The organism is Allobosea massiliensis, from assembly GCF_042655245.1.
Lineage (GTDB): Bacteria > Pseudomonadota > Alphaproteobacteria > Rhizobiales > Beijerinckiaceae > Allobosea > Allobosea massiliensis.
In genome coordinates, this window is record NZ_JBHSLU010000003.1 from 120,283 (window position 1) to 140,070 (window position 19,788).

17 protein-coding genes are annotated in these 19,788 nt (G+C 68.5%); 6 read left to right on the forward strand and 11 right to left on the reverse strand.

Annotation, left to right across the window (positions count from 1 at the left end):
* Positions 1-87: 87 nt before the first annotated feature.
* From ACFPN9_RS00815 to ACFPN9_RS00830, 4 genes are read right to left on the reverse strand one after another with little or no spacing between them, the layout of a single operon-like run.
* A complete protein-coding gene (locus tag ACFPN9_RS00815; RefSeq protein WP_066722073.1) occupies positions 88-1,482 on the reverse strand; it encodes an AtzE family amidohydrolase in 1,395 nt (464 codons plus the stop codon).
* Complete coding sequence (locus tag ACFPN9_RS00820; RefSeq protein ID WP_066722071.1) at positions 1,479-1,703, reverse strand: DUF4089 domain-containing protein; 225 nt, start codon at positions 1,701-1,703, stop codon at positions 1,479-1,481. The genes ACFPN9_RS00815 and ACFPN9_RS00820 overlap by 4 nt, the downstream gene beginning before the upstream one ends.
* On the reverse strand, positions 1,700-3,316 hold the full coding sequence (locus ACFPN9_RS00825; RefSeq protein WP_066722069.1) for a regulator: 1,617 nt from the start codon (positions 3,314-3,316) through the stop codon (positions 1,700-1,702). The genes ACFPN9_RS00820 and ACFPN9_RS00825 overlap by 4 nt, the downstream gene beginning before the upstream one ends.
* Before the next feature lie 33 nt (positions 3,317-3,349).
* Positions 3,350-3,988 (reverse strand): cysteine hydrolase family protein, encoded by a 639-nt coding sequence (locus ACFPN9_RS00830; protein WP_066722255.1) that lies wholly within the window; start codon positions 3,986-3,988, stop codon positions 3,350-3,352.
* Positions 3,989-4,306: 318 nt separating this feature from the next.
* Between ACFPN9_RS00830 and atzF the strand changes: the two genes are divergently transcribed.
* The 3 genes from atzF to ACFPN9_RS00845 all read left to right on the forward strand — a co-directional run bounded on the left by atzF (position 4,307) and on the right by ACFPN9_RS00845 (position 6,850).
* Positions 4,307-6,103: an allophanate hydrolase gene (atzF, locus tag ACFPN9_RS00835; protein ID WP_066722067.1), complete on the forward strand. Its 1,797-nt coding sequence runs from the start codon at positions 4,307-4,309 to the stop codon at positions 6,101-6,103.
* 70 nt (positions 6,104-6,173) lie between these two features.
* Entirely contained in the window at positions 6,174-6,416 is a 243-nt protein-coding gene (locus tag ACFPN9_RS00840; RefSeq protein ID WP_066722065.1) for a type II toxin-antitoxin system Phd/YefM family antitoxin, read from the forward strand.
* Positions 6,416-6,850: a PIN domain-containing protein gene (locus tag ACFPN9_RS00845; protein WP_066722063.1), complete on the forward strand. Its 435-nt coding sequence runs from the start codon at positions 6,416-6,418 to the stop codon at positions 6,848-6,850. The genes ACFPN9_RS00840 and ACFPN9_RS00845 overlap by 1 nt, the downstream gene beginning before the upstream one ends.
* 9 nt (positions 6,851-6,859) lie before the next feature.
* Here ACFPN9_RS00845 and ACFPN9_RS00850 read toward each other — a convergent pair whose 3' ends face one another.
* The 6 genes from ACFPN9_RS00850 to ACFPN9_RS00875 form a co-directional block, all read right to left on the reverse strand.
* Positions 6,860-7,546: a GntR family transcriptional regulator gene (locus tag ACFPN9_RS00850; protein ID WP_066722061.1), complete on the reverse strand. Its 687-nt coding sequence runs from the start codon at positions 7,544-7,546 to the stop codon at positions 6,860-6,862.
* Positions 7,547-7,616: 70 nt separating this feature from the next.
* Positions 7,617-7,997 (reverse strand): oxalurate catabolism protein HpxZ, encoded by a 381-nt coding sequence (hpxZ, locus tag ACFPN9_RS00855; protein ID WP_066722059.1) that lies wholly within the window; start codon positions 7,995-7,997, stop codon positions 7,617-7,619.
* Positions 7,998-8,109: 112 nt separating this feature from the next.
* Positions 8,110-9,813: a dipeptide ABC transporter ATP-binding protein gene (locus tag ACFPN9_RS00860; protein ID WP_066722057.1), complete on the reverse strand. Its 1,704-nt coding sequence runs from the start codon at positions 9,811-9,813 to the stop codon at positions 8,110-8,112.
* Positions 9,814-9,925: 112 nt separating this feature from the next.
* On the reverse strand, positions 9,926-10,825 hold the full coding sequence (locus tag ACFPN9_RS00865) for an ABC transporter permease (RefSeq protein ID WP_066722253.1): 900 nt from the start codon (positions 10,823-10,825) through the stop codon (positions 9,926-9,928).
* Between the two features lie 13 nt (positions 10,826-10,838).
* A complete protein-coding gene (locus tag ACFPN9_RS00870; RefSeq protein ID WP_066722055.1) occupies positions 10,839-11,852 on the reverse strand; it encodes an ABC transporter permease in 1,014 nt (337 codons plus the stop codon).
* Positions 11,853-11,980: 128 nt separating this feature from the next.
* Positions 11,981-13,573 (reverse strand): ABC transporter substrate-binding protein, encoded by a 1,593-nt coding sequence (locus tag ACFPN9_RS00875; RefSeq protein ID WP_377814955.1) that lies wholly within the window; start codon positions 13,571-13,573, stop codon positions 11,981-11,983.
* Between the two features lie 321 nt (positions 13,574-13,894).
* On the opposite strand from ACFPN9_RS00875, the gene ACFPN9_RS00880 reads away from it, so the two are divergent.
* The 3 genes from ACFPN9_RS00880 (at position 13,895) to ACFPN9_RS00890 (ending at position 18,931) form a co-directional block, all read left to right on the forward strand.
* Positions 13,895-14,818, forward strand: a complete 924-nt coding sequence (locus tag ACFPN9_RS00880) for a LysR family transcriptional regulator (protein ID WP_066722051.1) — start codon at positions 13,895-13,897, stop codon at positions 14,816-14,818.
* Between the two features lie 76 nt (positions 14,819-14,894).
* Entirely contained in the window at positions 14,895-16,946 is a 2,052-nt protein-coding gene (locus tag ACFPN9_RS00885) for a hydantoinase/oxoprolinase family protein (RefSeq protein WP_377814958.1), read from the forward strand.
* A 2-nt stretch (positions 16,947-16,948) separates the two neighbouring features.
* The gene (locus tag ACFPN9_RS00890) at positions 16,949-18,931 is read left to right on the forward strand and encodes a hydantoinase B/oxoprolinase family protein (RefSeq protein WP_066722046.1); all 1,983 of its coding nucleotides are present in this window, start codon (positions 16,949-16,951) and stop codon (positions 18,929-18,931) included.
* Between the two features lie 135 nt (positions 18,932-19,066).
* On the opposite strand, the gene ACFPN9_RS00895 is transcribed toward ACFPN9_RS00890, so the two are convergent.
* The gene (locus ACFPN9_RS00895) at positions 19,067-19,786 is read right to left on the reverse strand and encodes an MOSC domain-containing protein (protein WP_066722044.1); all 720 of its coding nucleotides are present in this window, start codon (positions 19,784-19,786) and stop codon (positions 19,067-19,069) included.
* Between the last annotated feature and the right edge of the window lie 2 nt (positions 19,787-19,788).

Here is a 19,788-nt window from a genome sequence, read left to right on the forward strand (position 1 = left end):
CTTGCCCCGAGCATCTCTTGCAAAAAGAGACACCTCTGTCGGGAAGGGCTTCTTGGGTCCGCGCAAGCGCGGCCCGAGCATGACGAACTAGCCGAGCACCGGCGCCCTCGCCTCGCACACCCCCTCCCGCTGGAGCGCGAACGCCGCCCGCAGGCAGAGATCCTCGCGCCAGGGCGCGGCGATGATCTGCACGCCGATCGGCAGCCCGTCGCCGAACACCGGCACCGCCGCGACGGGCAGGCCGATCGCCGAGATCGGCTGGGTGAAGAGTCCGAGATTGGGCCGCAGCGGCACGGTCTCGCCGCGCAGTTCGAGCGTTTTCTGACCGACCAGCGGCGCCGGACAGGGCGTGGCCGGCGCGATGATCAGATCGACATCGGCGAAGACCCGCATCATCTCGTCTTGAAACCAGCGCCGCGCCCGCTGCGCCTGGACGTACCAGGCCGCCGGCAGCATCGCCCCGGCGAGGAAGCGGTCGCGGGTCTCGGGGTCGAAATCATCCGCCCGCGCCCGCAGACGGTCGAGATGGAAGGTCGCGCTCTCGCTGTTGGTGATGAGGAAAGCGGCGGCGCGAGCGATCGCCGCGCCCTCCAGCGCGACCGTTCCCGTCGCGCCCAGCGCCTTCGCAACAAGCGCCACGGCCGCAGCTGCCTCCGGCATGCCGTCGGTCGCGAAATGCCCGCCCGCCACCGCGATCCGCAAGCCACCGAGACCCGCATGCAGCGACGGCAGCGCCGGTTCGACCGGCCGCTGCGCGCAGGCCGGATCTTGGGCATCCGGTCCCTGCAGCGCGTCATAGGCGGTCGCCAGGTCGGTAACGTCGCGCGCGAAGGGGCCGAGATGGTCGAGCGAGTCGCAGAAGGGGAAGCTGCGCGTGCGCGGCAGCCGCCCATAAGTCGGCTTCAGGCCGAAGACGCCGCAGAGCGAACTCGGCACGCGGATCGAGCCGTTGGTATCGGAACCCAGCGAGAGCGGGCTCAGGCCGGCCGCCGTTGCCGCCCCCGAGCCGGAGGAGGAACCGCCGGCCATGCGGGCCGGGTCGTGCGGGTTGCGGCAGGGCCCGTCATGGGCGTTCTCGCCGGTGAAGTCATAGGCGTATTCGCCCATGTTCAGCCCGCCGAGCAGCACGGCGCCCGCCGCCGTCAGCCGCTCGACCAGCACCGCGTCGCGCGCGGCCGGCTTTCGCTCGCGATTGATCTTCGAGCCCGCCCGCGTCGGCAGGCCTTCGATATCGAACAGATTCTTGGCCGCGAAGGGCACGCCCGCCAGCGGCCCGAGCGGCGCGCCGGCAGCGCGAGCGGCATCGACAGCACGCGCCTGCGCCAGCGCCCGCTCGGCGGTGACATCGGTGAAGGCGTTGATGGCGGAATCGAGCGAAGCGATGCGGGCGAGGAAGGCTTCGGTGACCGCCAGAGCCGTCACCTCCCCCTCCCGGACCTGCGCCGCAATGCGGTAGGCCGGCGCGAAGACATCAAGGCTCACGCGCTCGCCTCCGGCGCGCCCGGCCGGAACACCGGGGCGAGTTCGAGCGAGGCTTCGTCGATCGGCGCGGCGCGGACGATCTCAGCCATGCCATGGGCGATGGTGAGGAACTGCAGCACCACCGGCCGCTGCGCATCCGTGATGGTCAGCCCCAGCACCGGCGCCATCGCGTCGCAATGGCGCGCGGCGTCGAAGGCCGTCTTCGGATCGGCTCCGCTCATTCCGCCGGCTCCAGCTGGGCGCGAGGCTCGGTCGTCATCGTCTTGGCTCCGCTTTCCGCCGCGAGGCTCTTGCCGCAATACCAGAGGAACCCCGCGACCATCGCATAGGCGAGGCTGATCGAGGGCGTGACGCCCAGCCCCTTGCCGATGCCGATCGCCTCGCCATGCATCAGCCCGAAATAGGTGAGGATGGCGCCAGCGGCCGCAAAACCGGCGGCCTGCACGAACTGCTTCTCGATGACGAAGACGGCGATGGCACCGAGGACGAGCCCCGACAGGATCGCCCCGCCGCCCATCAGTTCGAGCCCGTGATAGAGCACGCCCATATTGGCCATCTTGTCGATGCCGACAGCCGCCGCGTTCGTGCCCGCGGCGCCCAGCGCCCCGTCGATCTGCACCTTGGCCCAGGCCGCCAGATGCGGCGTTACCGCCAGGACAATCGCAGGGGCATGGCTGGTCGGCGTGGTCTGGAAGGCCTGCGCGCCGATCAACATGCCGATATAGAGCAGGATCGGCGAGATCGCGACGATCGGGATCAGCGCCAGCAGCAGCGCGACGATGCCGAACCAGCAGAGCACGATCACGATCAGCCCGGTGGCGGCCGAATAGCCGATGCGCCCGCCCATCGCCTTCCAACCGGGATGGCCGATATAGACGGCGTTGATGAACGGGTTGCCCATCAGGCAGCCGATCAGCGAGACGACGCCGTCGGCGGTCAGCACCCGCGTGGTCGGGTAGTGGTCGCCGGCAGCTTCCGCGCTCTCGACATTGTCCATCGCCTCGACGAGATCGTAGATGCCGAAGGGGATGGCCGTGACCAGGATGATCCCGAGATAGGTGAAGCCCGAGAAGACGTGGTCGAAGGCCGGCACCGGCAGCGAGAAGCCGAAATTCGAGAAGGCCGCGCCGAGCTTGGCCAGCGAGAGCCCGCCGACATCGAGCCCGATGAGCGAGGATCCCCAGGCGATCACGAGGCCGAAGGCGATCGCGACGAGCCCGGCCGGGATGCCGCGCGGATAGCGGATGCCGCCGAACCAGCTCACCAGGATGATCGCCAGGCACACCAGGCCGATCGCCGGCGTCAGGAAGATCTCCAGCGCCGGCCGCATCGAGATGAAGGCGATCGAGACGCCCGCCAGCGTGCCGAGCAGCGCCGCGCGCGGCGTGATCTTGCGGATGTAGGGCGCGATGAAGCCGCCGATCATCAGGATGAAGCTCTGGAAGAACACCCAGACGAGGCCCGCCTCCCAGCCCTTGACGGGATCGCCGGTCATCGTCGCGATCGGCAGCATGATCACGAAGGTGACGACGAACATGTGCGGCACGCTGATGCCCGAGGGCAGCGCGCAGACATCGTCCCGACCGGTCTCCTTGGCGAGCTTCCAGGCCAGCCAGGCATAGTAGCCGGTCGAGAGCGCCATCATCAGCCCCAGCGCCGGCAGGATGCGCCCGTAGATCAGCTCCGTCGGCATCTTCAGGACGAATTGCAGGAGCCCGGTCAGCACCAGCAGGTTGACCAGGATGTTGGTCCCGAAGCCGAACAGGGCGTTCCAGTCGCCCGGTGCCCAGAGCTTCGGTGAGGTCGTCGTCGCGCTCGCCGTCGTCGTCGCCATGTCCCCCTCCTGTCCCGGCCTCTCAGCCCCTCATCAGGCCGCCTTCTCCCGCCCGGAGAGCGCGGCCAGCACCTCCGTCGTCGTCGAAACCCAGCCGAAGATTCCGCCCTGGGCCGCGATCATCTGCAGACCCACCTCGTGGAATTCGGGGAAATAGGAGGCGCAGGCATCGCCCAACACGAGGCAGCGATAGCCCCGGTCATTCGCCTCGCGCACCGTGGTGTGGACGCAGACCTCGGTGGTGACGCCCGTCACCATCAGCGTCTCGATGCCGCGGTTGCGCAGCATCAGCTCGAGATCGGTCTGGTAGAAGGCGCCCTTGCCGGGCTTGTCGATCACCGGCTCGCCGGGCAGCGGCGCCAGCGCGGGGATGATCTCGTGCCCCGCCTCGCCGCGGATCAGGATGCGCCCCATCGGCCCGCAGGCACCGATGCGCTTGTCGGCCGGGCCGCGCAGGACCTTGGCCGGCGGCGCGTCGGCGAGATCGGGCCGGTGCCCCTCGCGGGTGTGGATGACGAGCAGCCCCGCCGCCCGCGCTGCCGCCAGGATCGCCCGGCAGGGCTCGACCGCCGCCACCAGCCGCGAGACGTCGTTGCCGAGCGCGGCGCCGAAGCCGCCGGGCTCGAGGAAGTCGCGCTGCATGTCGATGATGATCAGCGCCGTGCGCGCCATGTCGACGCCGAGCGGGAAGGGCCGGGCAGGAATGTCGATGCGGCTCACGGTGCGGCGCCCCCGATCGCGGATCAGCGGAACGGGCTTTGCAAGGCCCGTGCCTGAGCGCGAGTCAGCGCCGGAAGCGGAATCGGATCATGAGAAGCACAGCCGAACCCATTGCCGGAACGAGACAATTCCGGCGATTCGAAATCTGAGCCGAAACGACCTCGGCCCGCCGCATTCGACAAAGCGGCGGACGAGCGCATTCGTTGCATAATCCTTGCATGCAACTCCTTGAGTTTTGCCTAATCGATAGGCGCTGCGAAAGAGAGCCCCGTGACGACCCTGACCAGCCTGCTCGACGCCCATCTCGATGGCAGCGCCACCATCCCCCAGACCATCGCCGCCTGCTATGCCCGCCACCGCGCCCATGGCGACGCGGCGATCTTCATCACGCTGCGGCCCGAAGCCGAAGTGCTGGCGGAGGCTGAGGCCCTGCAGGCGGAGGGACCGCGCGGCCGTGCGTTGTGGGGCATCCCCGTCGCGGTGAAGGACAATATCGACGTCGCCGGCCTGCCCACCACCGCGGCCTGCCCCGCCTTCGCCTTCACGCCCGCACAGGACGCGACCGTCGTCGCCCGGCTGCGTACGGCTGGCGCCATCGTCATCGGCAAGACCAATCTCGACCAGTTCGCCACCGGCCTGAACGGCTCCCGCTCGCCCTATGGCGTACCGCGCAATGCGCTCCGCGCCGATCTCGTCCCCGGCGGCTCCAGCTCCGGCTCGGCAAGCGCCGTCGCAGCCGGCATCGTGCCCGCGGCGCTGGGCACCGATACGGCGGGCTCGGGCCGCGTACCGGCGGGACTGCAGAACCTCGTCGGCCTCAAGCCCAGCCTCGGTCTCGTCTCGACGGCGGGCGTCGTGCCGGCCTGCCGCACGCTGGACTGCGTCTCCGTCTTTGCCCTGACCGTCGAGGATGCATGGGCGGTGCTGTCGGTCGCAGCTGGCCCCGATGCCGGCGATCCTTGGTCCCACGCCCTGCCGCTGGGCCGGCGAGGCGCGGTGCCGCCAAAGCTCAGAATCGCCGTGCCCCGCCCGGAGGATCTCGACGTCGCGGGCGATGCCGCAGCCGCCGCGAGCTTCGCCGCCGCGGTCGAGCGCGCCAAGGCCCTCGGCGCCGAGATCGTCCCGCTCGACATGGCGCCGTTCTACGAGACCGCGCGCCTGCTCTATGAGGGACCCTGGGTCGCCGAGCGCTATCTGACGATCCGCGATCTGCTCGCGAAGGACCCAGAGGCGATCCTGCCCGTGATCCGCCAGGTCATCGCCGGCCGGCCTTTGCCCGATGCGGCCGAGACCTTCGCCGCGCGCTACCGCGTCGCCGAACTCGCGCTGGTGGCGAAGGCGGCGATGAAGGGCATCGACGCACTGATGGTGCCGACAGCGCCGCGCCCGGTGACGCTGGCCGAGATGGCGGCCGACCCTGTCGGCGCCAATTCGCTGCTCGGGCGCTACACCAATTTCGTCAATCTGCTCGATCTTTGCGCGCTGGCCATCCCCGCCAGCCTGTCGGCCGACGGCACGGCGGCGGGCGTGACCCTGATCGCTCCGGCCGGGCATGATGCCGTGCTCGCGGGCATCGGGCAGGCGCTCCACGCCGCTGCGGGGCTGCCGCTGGGCGCGATCGGCCTGCCTCATCCCGCCGCGACACCCGCGCCGGTTCGGGCCGCGCCCGACGCCATCGAGATCGCCGTCGTCGGCGCGCATCTCTCCGGCATGCCGCTGAACCGGGAGCTGACCGACCGGGGGGGCAGCTTCCTGCGGGCGACCACGACCACTGCGGACTACCGACTCTTCGCCCTGCCGGGGGGACCGCCGGCGCGGCCAGGCCTGATCCGTGTCGGGGCCGGCGGCGCCGCGATCGCGCTCGAGGTCTGGTCGCTGCCGCCGGAGGGCTTCGGCCGCTTCGTCGCCGGCATCCCCTCCCCGCTCAGCATCGGCACGCTGGCGCTGGCCGACGGCACGAGCGTCAAGGGCTTCCTCTGCGAAACCATCGCGACCGAAGGCGCGCGCGACGTGACGACATTCGGCGGCTGGCGCGCCTTCGTGGCGGCGCAGGCGAAGGTGGGGTGACGGCAAAGCCGGACTTCGCCGAACAGCGTGCACGTGATAAGGTCACCTGTAGTCACCGTGGGAGATCGCGATGAAGGAAGTCCAGTTGCGGGAGGCGAAGGCGTCCCTCTCCGCTCTCGTCGACCGTGCCGTCGCCGGCGAGCCTGCGCTCATCACCCGGCATGGGCGCAAGGAGGCGGTCGTGCTGTCTTTCGCCGAGTATCAGCGCCTCGCCAACGTGCCGAGTTTCGAGGAGCTGCTGGCCGCCTTTCCCGGCGAGCCTGGCGATATTCCCGATCGGGATCGGTCTTCGCCGCGCGAACTCGAGTTCTGATGTACCTGCTCGACACCGACATGCTTTCGGCGTCGGCTCCGACCAAGGCCCAGCAACACGGCCCGTGGCTGGATTGGCAGGCTCGGGCCAAGGGACGGCTTTTTCTGTCCGCGATCACCATCGCTGAGGTGGAGAGCGGCATCTGCGCGTGCTTGCGTCGTGGCGCGACCACCAAAGCACTCCGCCTGCGGCAGTGGATCGATGCGATGGCCCATCTCTACGCCGGACGTATCCTGCCGTTCGATCTTAATGTCGCCTATGCCGCGGGGCCGTTGCTCGATCGGGCTCGCGCTCACGGGACGGGGTTCGCCGACATTGCAATCGCCGCCACTGCAGCCGCACACGGTCTGATCGTCTTGACCGGCAACGAGAGGCACTTCCGCCCCCTCGAGGTCGCCTGCATCAATCCCTTAAGGGAACTGCCGCCGCTGTGAGCCGCCCCCTCACCGCGTCTCCGCATAGCTCCTGAACGCATCCCTGACGATACCGATATGGGCGCGCATCGCCTCCTGCGCACCCGGCTGGTCGCCACGCAGGATCGCCTGCACGATCAGCTCATGCTCCCGATAGGAACCGCCGAGGCGGCCCGTGGCGCGGAACTGCGCCCGCCGGAACGGCGCGACGCGGGTGCGCGTCATCAGCGTCAGCTCGGCGAGATAGCCATTATGCGAGCCGGCATAGATCGCGGCGTGAAAGGCCTCGTTCTTCGCGTGATAGCTGGCCGGGTCGCCCTCATGGACGAGCAGCCTTAAAGCCTCGTGCAGGGCTTCCAATGCCCGCCGCTCGGGCACGGTCATGTTGCGGGCGGCGAGCCCGGCGCAGAGCGCCTCCAGCTCCGCCATCGCCTCGAACATGTCGTTCAACTGGCGGGGCGTCGGAAGCGCCACCACCGCGCCGCGATGCGGCCGGACGCTGACCAGCCCCGAGGCCGACAATTGGCGGATCGCCTCTCGCACCGGCGTGCGCGACACGCCGAAGCGGGTGGCGAGTTCCTGTTCGTCCAGCGGCGTCCCCGGCTCGAGCTGGCCGGAGACGATCGCATCGGACAGCTGCAGCCGCAGCGCCTCGGTGCGCGTCACCGGCGCGGTGGCGGCCCTTGCGGTTCGGACGGGGGCGGAACCTGGCTGCATGACCCTGTCGCCGTCGGGGAAAGGTGGGGCGGGAGGAGCAAGGGCATGCGCGGTCGCCCGCAGCGGCCGCTCACTCGGCGATGGCGCTGACATGGGCGGCGACGACGCGCCAGCCCTCGGGGAACTTGACCCAGGTCTGGCTCTGGCGGCCGATCTTGCCCGCCATGCTCTCGCGCCGGAACAGCGTATTGGCCGTGGCGAAGGCGTCGCCATAGGTGGTGATGACGGTGCGCTCGATCGTGCGCTTCAGCCCGGCGGACGGGCGCGCCGCGCGGAAGGCCGCGATCTCGCCGAAGCCGTAGAGATTTTCGCCGATGCCGTAGCGGATCGTCTCGGGCGCATCCTTGAAGCAGGCGTCCAGCACCGCGACGTCGTTCTCGTTCAGCGCCTTCTCATAGACCATGAAGGCGGCCTCGACTTCGGCGACGACGGCGGGATCGTTGAGGATCATGGGTTTCTCCGGTCGGCTATCGTCATTGCGAGCGCAGCGAAGCAATCCAGGGGACGTCGAGCACTGCCGTTCTGGATTGCTTCGCTGCGCTCGCAATGACGGCAGAATGTCATCACGCCGGCGGATGGGGAATCGCCGTCAGCAGTTCCTTGGTATAGTCCGCCTTCGGGTCGCCGAGCACCTCCTCGGCCGTGCCCTGCTCGACGATGGCGCCCGTCTTCATCACGATCACTCGGTCGCAGAGCAGCCGCACCACATTGAGATCATGCGAGACGAAGAGATAGCTCATCCCGAGCCGCTCCTTCAGCTCCTGCAGCAGGTTCAGCACGACCGCCTGGACGGAGACGTCGAGCGCCGCCGTCGGTTCGTCGAGGATGACGAGATCGGGGTCGAGCGCGATCGCCCGTGCGATGCCGACCCGCGCCTTCTGCCCGCCCGAGAGCTGGTGCGGGAAGCGGTCGATCAGCTCGACCGGCAGCCCGACCAGCCGCGCCAGCTCCTCGCAGCGCGCCCGCAGCGCGTCGCGCCCCGAAATCCCGCCCATCCGCAGGATCGGATCGGCGATCGCGCGTTCCGCCGTGAAGCGCGGATTGAGGCTGTCGGTCGGGTCCTGGAAGACCATCTGGATGCGCCGGCGATGCGCGGACGCCGCGAACTGCTTGGCGGGAATCGCCCCGATATCCGTGCCGTCGAACAGGATCGAGCCGCTGGTCTTGTCGATCAGCCGCGTGATCATCATCGAGGTCGTCGATTTGCCGCAGCCGGACTCGCCGACGAGCCCGAGCGTCTCGCCCTTGGCCACGCTGAAGCTGATGCCGTCGACGGCGCGGAACGGAGCTTTCGGCTCCTCCGCCTTGCCCATCAGCTTTGCGAAGAGCGAGCCGCTCTGTGGCCGCGGATACTCCTTCACGAGGTTTTCGACCCGCATCAGCGGCGCGGCATCCGACTTCGGCACAGCCTTCGCAGCCACCGGCTGTGCGGCCGGTCCCTTCTGCGCCTCCGGCAGCAGGTCGCGCAGGCTCATGCCGATGCGCGGCGTCGCCTGCATCAGCTTGCGGGTATAGGGGTGCTGGGGATTGCGGAAGATCTCGCTGGCCTGCGCCGTCTCGACGACGTTGCCCTTCTCCATCACCACGACCTTGTCGCAATAGGCGGCCGCCAGACCGAGGTCATGGGTGATCAGGATCGTCGACATGCCGCGCTCGCGCGTGAGCTCGACGATCAGGTCCATCACCGCCTTCTGGGTGGTGACGTCGAGGCCCGTCGTCGGCTCGTCGGCGATCAGGAGTTGGGGCTGGCAGGCGAGCGCCAGCGCGATCACGACGCGCTGGCACATGCCGCCGGACAGCTCGAACGGATAGGCGTCGTAGCGTTCCTCGGGTCGCGCGATCCTGACCTTGGCCAGTGCTTCGATCGCCTTCTCCCGCGCCGTCGCCCGCGTCGCCTGAACATGTTCGAGCAGCACGTCCTCGATCTGCTTGCCGACCTTGCGGATCGGGTTCAGCGCCGCGCGCGGGTTCTGGAAGATCATCGAGATCTCGCGCCCGCGGATGTCGCGCATCTGCGCTTCGCTGGCCGCCACGAGGTCCACGCCTGAAAACGAGATCGCGCCCTCGGCGACCTTGCCGGCCCGGTCGAGGATCCGCACCACGGCATAGGAGGTCACCGACTTGCCGGAGCCGGATTCGCCGACGATTGCCACCGTCTCGCCCTTGGCGACGCTGACGTCGATCGCCTTGACCGCCTGCACCGTGCCGCGCCGCGTGGCGAATTCAACGGTGAGGTTCTGGATGTCGAGGAGCGGGGGCGCGGTCATGGACGGACAACTCCGTCATGCTCGGGCTTGACCCGAGCATCTCTCGCCGGAGGTTCCCGGCTCTCCGCTTCGCTCCGGCCGGGAATGCCGGCTTGGTGGACCTGAGCCATCCTCAATTCCTCCGCTGCGGGTCGACGAGGTCACGCACACCGTCGCCGAGCAGGTTGAAGCAGAACACCGCCGTCATCAGCGCCAGCCCCGGGAAGAAGGCGATCCACCATTCGCCCGAGACGATGAAGCTAGCCCCCTCCGCGACCATGATCCCCCATTCCGGGGTGGGCGGGCGCACGCCGAGCCCGATGAAGGAGAGCCCCGCCGCGTTGAGGATGGCATAGCCCATGGTCAGCGACATCTGCACCGCCATGATCGGCATGATGTTGGGCACGATCTGCGTCAGCAGCAGGCGCCAATCGGAGTTGCCCGAAAGCCGCGCCGCCTGGACGAAGCCCGCCTCGCGCCGGACATTCGCCTCGGCCCGTGCGACGCGGGCATAGAGCGGGAAATTGATGATCGCGGTGGCGATGACGATGTTGGTCACGCTGTTGCCGAGCGCCGCGACGATGCCCATCGCCAGCACGAAGAGCGGAAACGCCATGATCGTATCGGCGATGCGCCCGACCACCTTGTCGACCCAGCCGCCATAGAAGCCGGCCATGACGCCGGCGAGCCCGCCCATCGCGAAGACGAGCGCGACCGAGCAGACCGCGATGGCGAAATCGAGCCGCGTCGCCACGATCACCCGGCTGAAGATGTCGCGGCCGAGCTGGTCGGTGCCGAACCAGTGCCGCGCGCTCGGCGCTTGAAGGGCCGAGTTGGTGTTGCTGGCGAGCGGATCATAGGGAACCAGCGAGGGGCCGAAGATCGCCGCGAACAGGATCAACGCGAAGAGCCCAAAGGCGAGCCCGGTCACCGGGTTCTCGGAGACGATGTGGCGGGCATGCGCCAGCAGGCTGGTCGAGGGCGGTGCTTCGAAGCGCAGGGCGGGCGCGGGGGCGGGATCGATCTTGGTCATGTCGTTCATGCCCTCAGCCCTCCAGCCGGACGCGCGGGTCGATGACGCCGTAGAGCAGATCGATCATCAGGTTCAGCGCGACGTAGAGGATCGCCATCGTCAGCACGAAGCCCTGGATCGGGGCATAGTCGGAGGCAATCAGCGCCTCGACCGCATAGGAACCCACGCCCGGCCAGGCGAAGACCTTCTCCACCAGAACGTTCGCTCCGAGCAGGAAGGAGAACACCATGCCGAGCGTGGTCACGACCGGCAGCATCGCATTGCGGAAGGCGTAGGTGCCGATGACCTTGCGGCTGGAGAGCCCGCTGGCGCGCGCTGTCCGCACGAAATCCGCCCCGAGCACGGCGAGCATCGAGGCGCGCGTCATCCGCGTGATCGGAGCGAGCGAGAAGATCGCCAATGTGATCGCCGGCAGCGCGATCTGCGCCAGCGCGGCCCGGAAGGTCTCGCCATCCCGCGCCAGCAGCGAGTCGACCAGATAGAGCCCGGTGACGCGTGCGGGCTCCGAGGCGAAGACGTCGAGCCGCCCGAGCGGCGCCGGCGCCCAGCCGAGGATGAAGTAGAAGACATAGACGAGCAGCAGCCCGGTGAAGAACACCGGCAGCGAGACGCCTGCCGTCGCCACGATGCGACAGAGATGGTCGATCCAGGAGCCCTGGCGAACGGCCGCGAGCACGCCGAGCGGCAGCGCCACCGACATCGCCAGCAGGAGCCCCGCCAGCGTCAGTTCGGCCGAGGCCGGAAGGCGCTGCGCGAGATCGGCCGTCACCGCTTGGCCGGTCGTCAGCGAGACGCCGAGATCGCCCTTCACCAGGGCGGTGACATAAGAGACGAACTGGACCGGCAGCGGCCGATCCAGCCCGAGCTTGTTGCGGATCTCGATGATCGCCTCCGGCGAGGCGGCCGGGCCGGCGAAATAGGCCGCCGTGTCGCCCGGCAGCACCCGCGTCAGCAGGAAGGTGACGATGATGACGCCGATCACCGAGGGGATCGTCGTCATCATGCGCTGGCCGATCAGGCGAAGCATGGCGTTCCCTTTTGCTCGTTTGGCGAGTCGTCATTGCGAGCGTAGCGAAGCAATCCAGGGGGACGTGGAGCGCGGCCGCTACTGGATTGCTTCGCTACGCTCGCAATGACGACGAGCGGCCATCAGCGTCACACGCCCTTGGTCAGGTAGCGGAAGTCCGGCTCACGGCAGGGCTGGAACTGGTAGCCGCCGATGTTCTTCTGCAGCGCGACGTCATGTGTCGGCTGGTTGATCGGCACCATCGGCACCTCGGCATTGATCAGCTTGATGAAGTCGATGACGTTGGCGTCGTAGGAGGCCTTGTCGGGGGCGAAGCGGGCGGCATCGACGAGCTTGTCCAGCGCCGGGTTCTGGTAGGCGGCGATGTTGAAGATCGAATTGTTGCCGTGCATCGTCCAGAACAGGTAGTAATCCGGATAGTCGAGCCAGCCCGCGAAGCGGTTGAGCACCATCGGATTGGTCTTCTTGGCGATCTCGGTGCGGAAATTGGCGCCCGGAACCTTGTTGATCTCGACCGTGATGCCGATCTGCGAGAGCGCCTCCTTGATCAGCACCGCCATCGGCTCGGCCACGGTCGCGTTGCCGGCGTCGAAATACAGCGTCGTCGAGAACGGCCCGCCGGCCGCATCCACCAGCACCTTCGCCTTGGCGACGTCGGTCGTGTAGGGGAAGGGCTGCGGCCAGGCGACCTTCGGGCTCGTGCCGCCGGCCATCGAGACGCCGCGGCCGAACAGCGCCGCCTGCATGATCTTCTCGTAAGGCATCACCCAGGCGACGGCTTGGCGCAGGCGCACATCCTTGAACGGGCCGACCTGCGTGTTGAGGTAGCAACCCCAGACGCCGTTGGGGATCGGCACGCCGACGACATTGATCTTGCCGCCGTCAGCCAAGTCCTTGAAATCCTTCGGCGGAAGCCCGTAGGACACGTCCGCATCCCCGCGCTCGATCAGCGCGCGGCGGGTCGAGGGCGAGGCGATGTCGCGGGCGATGATGCGGCGCAGCTGCGGCAGCTTTCCGCAGGCCCAGGCGTCGTTGCGGACATAGATCGTCTCAACGCCCGGCTTCCAGCTTTCGACCTTGTAGGCGCCGGAGCCGGCGATGTTGTTCTTCAGATACTCCTTCGCCCATGGATCGCCGCCGCTGTTGGCGATGGCGAGCTCGGAGTCGAAGACGAATGGAATGGTGACCGCCAGATTGGGCAGGGTCATCTTGTCCTTGCGGACGAAATCGATGCGGAAAGTCTTGTCGTCGACGGCGACGAACTGCTCGGGCTTCTCCAGCGAGCCGGCGTTCATCTGCGTGGTGGCGAAGCCGCCGATCGAGACGGCGCGGTCCATCGACCACTTCACATCCTTGGCGGTGACCGCGCGACCCGAATGGAACTTGGCATCGCGCAGCTTGAAGGTCGCGCTCATGCCGTCGGAAGCGACCTGGTAGCTCTCGGCCAGCTCGCCCTCGAGCTCGCCCATCGCCACCTGGTGACCGCCTCCGCCCGGGATCGGGACGGGCTTGAAGCGCAGCAGGCGATCATAGCAGTTGAGCGAGACGCCGTTGACCGGCTGCGACGAGCCGATGCCCTGCATGTCGAGGCTGTTGGGCCCGTATTCCTGCACGAGCAGCAAGGTTTCGTTGCGGCTCGGCGCCTGGGCCTGGGCACCCCCTCCCTTGGCCACGAAGGGAGCGGCGAGGCCTGCGGCGATGGCTGTGCGGCGCGTGATCATCGGGGTCTGTCCTCGGTTGGCAGGCGGGCGGAAGAGCGAAACGCGTCTTCCGCTAGCAGGGAGCGTGCCAATCGCGGACGGCTGCGATTCCAAGGACTTGGCAACCTCGCCACGCGTCATCTTGCGCGGCCCTCGTGCAATTGTATGCAAGATGCCCGAAGCTGCCGATTTAATGAGCAGATCGGAGACCGCCCTCCCAACGCGCTTAACGGATCGTTGAGAATCGCGCCCCGCGCCTCCGGCCGACAGCCGCGCCCTCTTGCGCCATGACGAATCCCCCTGTGGAGTTGCCTCGCCCGCGGCTCGGGCTGGAGTGAATCAATGCGCGCCCGCCAGATCGAAGTGTTCCGGATGGTGATGCGCTGCGGCACGCTCACCAGCGCCGCCGAAGCCTTGAACGTCTCGCAGCCGGCGCTCAGCCAGATCCTGCTGCACACCGAGGACGAACTCGGCTTCAAGCTGTTCCAGCGGGTCAAGGGCCGGCTGATCCCGACCCCGGAGGCCGAGGATCTTTACCCCGAGGTCGAGCGCCTGTTCGGCGATCTGGAGGCGCTGCGCGGCCGCGCCCGAGACCTGCGCCACGGCAAGGCCGGCATCGTGCGCCTCGCCGCCTCGGCACCGCCCTCCCTTTCGGTCGTGCCCGAGGCGCTACGCCATTTCCGCAGCACCCATCCCGGGTTGCGCCTGCTCTCCTATGTCGTTCCGGCCGAGATCATCATGCGCATGCTGGACGACGGCCAGGCCGGGCTCGGCGTCGCCATGACCGACGAGCCGATGGCGGGGATCGACACCGAGATCATCGGCCGGACGCGGATGGTCTGCGTCCTGCCCGCGGGCCATGAGCTGGCGCAGAAGCCCTCGATCGCAACCGCCGACCTGCGCGAGGAAACGCTGATCTCATACCGCGCCACCTCCCTGCAGGGGCGGTTGCTGCGCGAGGCCTTCGGCCGCGAAGGGCTGGTTTTCCAGCCGGAAATGGAGATCGACGTCTCGATCATCGGCCTCGCCTTCGTCCAGCAGGGGCTCGGGGTCGCGGTCGTCGACGGCCTACTGCCTTGGCACAGCTTTCCCGGCCTCGTGACCAGGCCTTTCCTGCCCGAGGTCTCGCTGCCGCTCTGCCTGCTGACCAGCGCGCGCCGCCCGCTCTCGCGCAGCCACGATCTCCTGCGCGCCCATCTGCGCACCGCCTGCCGCGATCTCGGGCTGCTGGCGGCACCGGGGCCAGACCATAAGCCAGTCTTATAGAGCTGGGTGGGCTTGGTCTTTGACGACGAGGCACGCCCGCCCCGAGATGGCGACGCACTTCACGGACAGGCACATCATGAGCTGGCGTATCGGCGTCGACATCGGCGGCACTTTCATCGACTTCTGCGCCCTCGAGACCGGCACCGACCGCGTCGAAACCATTAAGGTCCTGACCACGCCGGACGAACCGGGCAAGGAACTGCTCGACGGGCTGCGCCTGCTGCAGGAGCGCCATGGCATCGCGCCCGGGGAGGTCGTCTCCTTCGTCCACGGCACCACGGTCGGCATCAACACCATCATCCAGCGCAAGGGCAGCCGGCTGGCGCTGATCACGACGGCGGGCTTCGAGGACGTGATCGAGCTCGCCCGGCTGCGTATGCCGGAGATGTACTCGCTGTTCTGCGCCAGGCCCGAGCAGTTGATCCCGCGCGACCGCATCCACGGCGTTCGCCAGCGCCAGCTCGCCAGCGGCGAGATCGCCGAGCCGCTCGACACCGACGGCCTCGCCGCTGCCGTGGCCGCCATCCGCGCCAAGGGCATCGATGGCGTCATCGTCTCCTTCCTCCATGCCTATCGCAACGGCGCCCACGAGGCGCAGGCGAAGGCGCTGATCGCGGAGCTCGCGCCCGAACTCTTCGTCTTCACCACCAGCGAGGTCTGGCCGGTGATCCGCGAATATGAGCGCACGACGACGGCGATCCTGAACGGGTACGTCCACCCTCGCGTGGCGGGCTATCTCACGGCGCTGGAAGACGCGCTCGCCTCGCGCGGCGTGCCGGCCGCCCCGATGCTGACCAAGTCGAACGGCGGCATCATGAACGCCCCGACGGGCAAGCGCGCTTGCGTCAACATGCTGCTCTCGGGCACGGCCTCGGGCGTCATCGGCGCCGCCTGGCTGGCCGAGCAGGCCGGTGTCGGCAACGTGTTGACGCTCGACATCGGCGGCACCAGCGCCGACCTCGCGCTCATCATCGACGGTCAGCCGCAATTCGGCACCGGCGAGGTCGTCGGCGACTTCCCGCTTTTCCTGCCATCCGTCTCCGTGACCTCGATCGGCAGCGGCGGCGGCTCGATCGCCTGGGCGGATGATTTCGGCGTGCTCAAGGTCGGCCCCGAAAGCGCCGGCTCGACGCCGGGGCCCGCCTGCTATGGGCGCGGCGGCACGCGCGCCACCGTCACCGACGCGATGGCGGCGAGCGGCTTCCTCGGCCACACGCCCCTCGCCTACAACCAGATCGGCATGGACCGCGCCCGGGCCGACGCGGTGATCGGAGAGGTGGCGGGACGCCTCGACCAGACGCCTCAGGCCACCGCCGAGGCGATCATCGCGGTCGCGGTCTCCGAGATGTTCGTCGAGGTCAACAAGCTGGTGGCGCGCTACGGCGTCGATCTGCGCGACTTCACGCTGATGCCCTTCGGCGGCGCGGGGCCGATGCTCGGCTGCTTCCTGGCACGCGAACTCGGCATCCCCCGCGTATTGGTGCCGCACCGGCCGGGCGTGGTCAGCGCGCTCGGCGGGCTGATCGCCGATGTGAAGGGCGACTTCATCCAGACCGTCTTCGCCGCGGCCGTGCCGGATGCGCTGCCGCTGCTGCGCGAGGCGCTGGCCAAACTCAAGGCGGATGGGCTGGCCTGGATCCGGCCGGACCAGGGCTTCGACGGCCCCGTGGTCGAAACCTTGAGCGCCGACATGCGCTATCACGGCCAGTCCTTCGAGATCGAGGTGTCGCTGGATGAAGCCTGGCTGCGCGACGGCGACCTCGCCGCCATGACGGCCGCCTTCCACCGCCAGCATCTCGCCATCTACGATTTCAACGACGTCGGTGCCGAGGTGCAGATCGTCAATCTGCGTCTGGTCGTCAGCGGCGCGACGCCGCGCCCCCGGCCCGCAGCGACGGCGGACCAGCGGGCGGCGATGGCGACGCCCGCGCGCCGGATCGAGGTCTGGCTCGACGGCGCCACCCGCGAGGTCGATCTCCACCACCGCGATGCCCTGCGCAACGGCCACCGCTTTTCAGGGCCGGCCGTCGTCGCTCAGCAGGACACGACGATCTGCATCCCCGAAGGCTTCGACGCCGAGGTCGATGCCCATCTCAATCTCCACCTTATTCTGCGCAGCGAGGCCTGATCATGGTCGACAAGATCACCTTGCAGGTTCTGGCGAACCATTGCCGGGCGGCGGCCGAGAACATGGCCTACACGCTCTACCGCACGGCCCACTCGACCTTCGTCAAGGAGACCGAGGACTTCACCGTGATGGTGATGGACAAGACCGGCCGCGTCGTCGCGGTGCCGATGGATCTCGGCGCGACCTGGTATCCGGGCATGAACTACAACCGTGCGATCGAGCTCGTCGACGAATACCGGCCCGGCGACATCGCCTTCACCAACGATCCCTATAGCGGCTATCTCGCCACCCACGCGCCTGACACGCATCTGTGGAAGCCGATCTTCCACGAGGGCGAGATCGTCTGCTTCGTCGGCGGCCACGTCCACAACACCGACATGGGCGGCGCGGTGCCGGCCTCGCTCTCCCGCTCGCTGACGGAAATCCATCAGGAGGGCATCCGCTTCCCGCCGATGACCTTGATGCGCGACGGCGCCTTCGACGAGACGATCCTGCGGATCATGACGATGAACGTCCGCAAGCCCGCCCTCAACATGGGCGACCTGAAGGCGCTCGCCGGGGCGCTCAACACCGGCGAGCGCAAGATCCTGGCCATGGTCCGGAAGTTCGGCGCCAAGGGCTTCATGGACGGCCTCGACGGGCTGATGGACTATGCCGAACATCAGGCCCGCGACATCCTGCGCGGGATGCCGGACGGCGAATACATCTTCGCCGACTATGCCGACGAGGACGGCGTCGACGGCAACCCCTGCCGCCTCAAGCTGACGCTGACGATCAAGGGCGACGAGGCGATCCTCGATTTCACCGGCTCGGACCCGCAGCTCGGCTCCTCGCTCAACGTGCCCACGGGTTCAGACCCGCGCCACACCCTGCTGCTGGTCGGCGTCTACTACGTCCTCTACACGCTCAACCCGCAGATCCTGCTCAACTCCGGCCTGACCCGGCCCTTCACCTGCATCGCGCCCGAGGGCACGGTGCTGAATCCAACCTTCCCGGCCGCCGTCGGCATGCGCAGCCTGACTTGTGCCAGACTGCGCAGCCTGGTTTTCGGCGCCTTCAGCCTCGCCGTGCCCGAGCGCATGCCCGCCGCGCCGGCGGGCTCGAGCTCCATCGTCAACGTCATGACCACCGACGAGCGCACCCATCGCAGCGTCATCGCCGCGATCAACCCGGTCGTCGGCGGCGGCGGCGGCATGCCCCATCGCGACGGCACCAACGGCTCGGGCGCCGACGCCGCCTATCTCAAGAACACGCCGATCGAGATCACCGAGACCGAGGTGCCGATCCAGTTCACCCGCTATGGCCTGCTGCCGGATTCGGGCGGCCCCGGCCGCTGGCGCGGCGGCCTCGCCACCGTGATGGAGTTCAAGGTCTTCGCGCCGAACTCGCGCATCACCGTGCGCAACCGCGACCGCTCGATCTTCCGCCCCTGGGGCACGCTGGGTGGCCTGTCGGCCGAAACCTCGAACTTCATCATCAAACCCGGCGCGGCCGGCGAACGCATCCTCGGGAACACCGACATCGCGATCGCCGAACCCGGCGACGTCATCCACATCCATTCCCCGGGCGGGGGCGGGCGCGGCTGCCCGCTGGATCGCGAGCCGGAGCGGGTGCGGCTCGATGTCGAGCGCGGCTATGTCGGGCTCGCGGCGGCGAAGGCGCGCTACGGCGTGGTGATCACCGACGGCGTCGTCGATGCCGAGGCGACCGCGGCCCTCCGGGCAGAGATGCGCAAGGACGTTAACACCACCCATTTCCATTACGGTCCGGAGCGCGAGGCCTTCGAGCGCCTCTGGACGGACCGCAACTACGACGCACTGACCAGCCTGCTCGCGGCCCTGCCGGTCCACTGGCGCTTCTTCGTCAAGACCAAGCTCTTCGCCGCGATGCGCGAGGCGGGCATTGGCGGCGACGTGGAGGCGGCCTTCACCGCCGTGCGGCGCGACTATCCGCAGGTGCCGGAGGTCCTGCAGGCAGCAGACTGAGGGACGTGCCGCCTGAGCGGTACGGTCATCCCGGCCGAAGCGTAGCGAAGAGCCGGGATCCAGGCCGGAGCGCGGCCGGAGAGGTTCCGGAATGGGTCCCGGGTCTCCCTCCGGTCGCCCGGGACGACGCGATGGCTAGGAAATCTCGACAAAGTCTCCCACGCGAATCTCTCCCGGCACGACCACGTCGCAATAGATGCCGAAATTGCGCCCGTAGCGCTTCACGATGGTTCGCAGCAGCTCGACATCGAGCGGCAACCCCTCCTGTTCGAGAGTGATGAAGCCACAGCGCCCGCAGGGTTCGCGGCCCGTTAGCACGACATCGCCGACGCGGATCTCCCGCCCGATCCAGCCCTGTTCCGGCATCGCCTCGGCCTCATCCGCCCAGTCGACGACGAGACTGGGGCGGAAGCGCCGTTCGTCGATGACGCTCTCGGGATGGTCGCGCCCAAGGCTGCGCATGGCGGCCGTGGTCACGATGTGCAGCGGCGCATGCTCGTAGCGCGGCCGGAAGCCCTCCCCGGGAACGGGGTCGAAGGGCTTCAGCAGCGGGCGGAATCCGAAGACCGCCGCGAGCGCCTCGAGGGTTACGGGATCGTCGGGGCCGGCCCAGCTCTCACCATCGACGGAAAGCGCGACGCCCGCGCCGGCGAAGCGCGCATGGCCGCGGGGAACCTCGATGAAATGCCGCTCGCGGCCCGGCGAGGCGATCCTCCCCGTCTGTGCATCGAGCAGCCCCCAGATGCGATCGCCCTCGATCCCCGACGGGCCGACCGGCGCCTGCTCCAGCCGCTCCCCGCCCATCGAACTGACCGGATAGCGCCAGATCGACGCGACCGATCCCGTCACGGCCATCC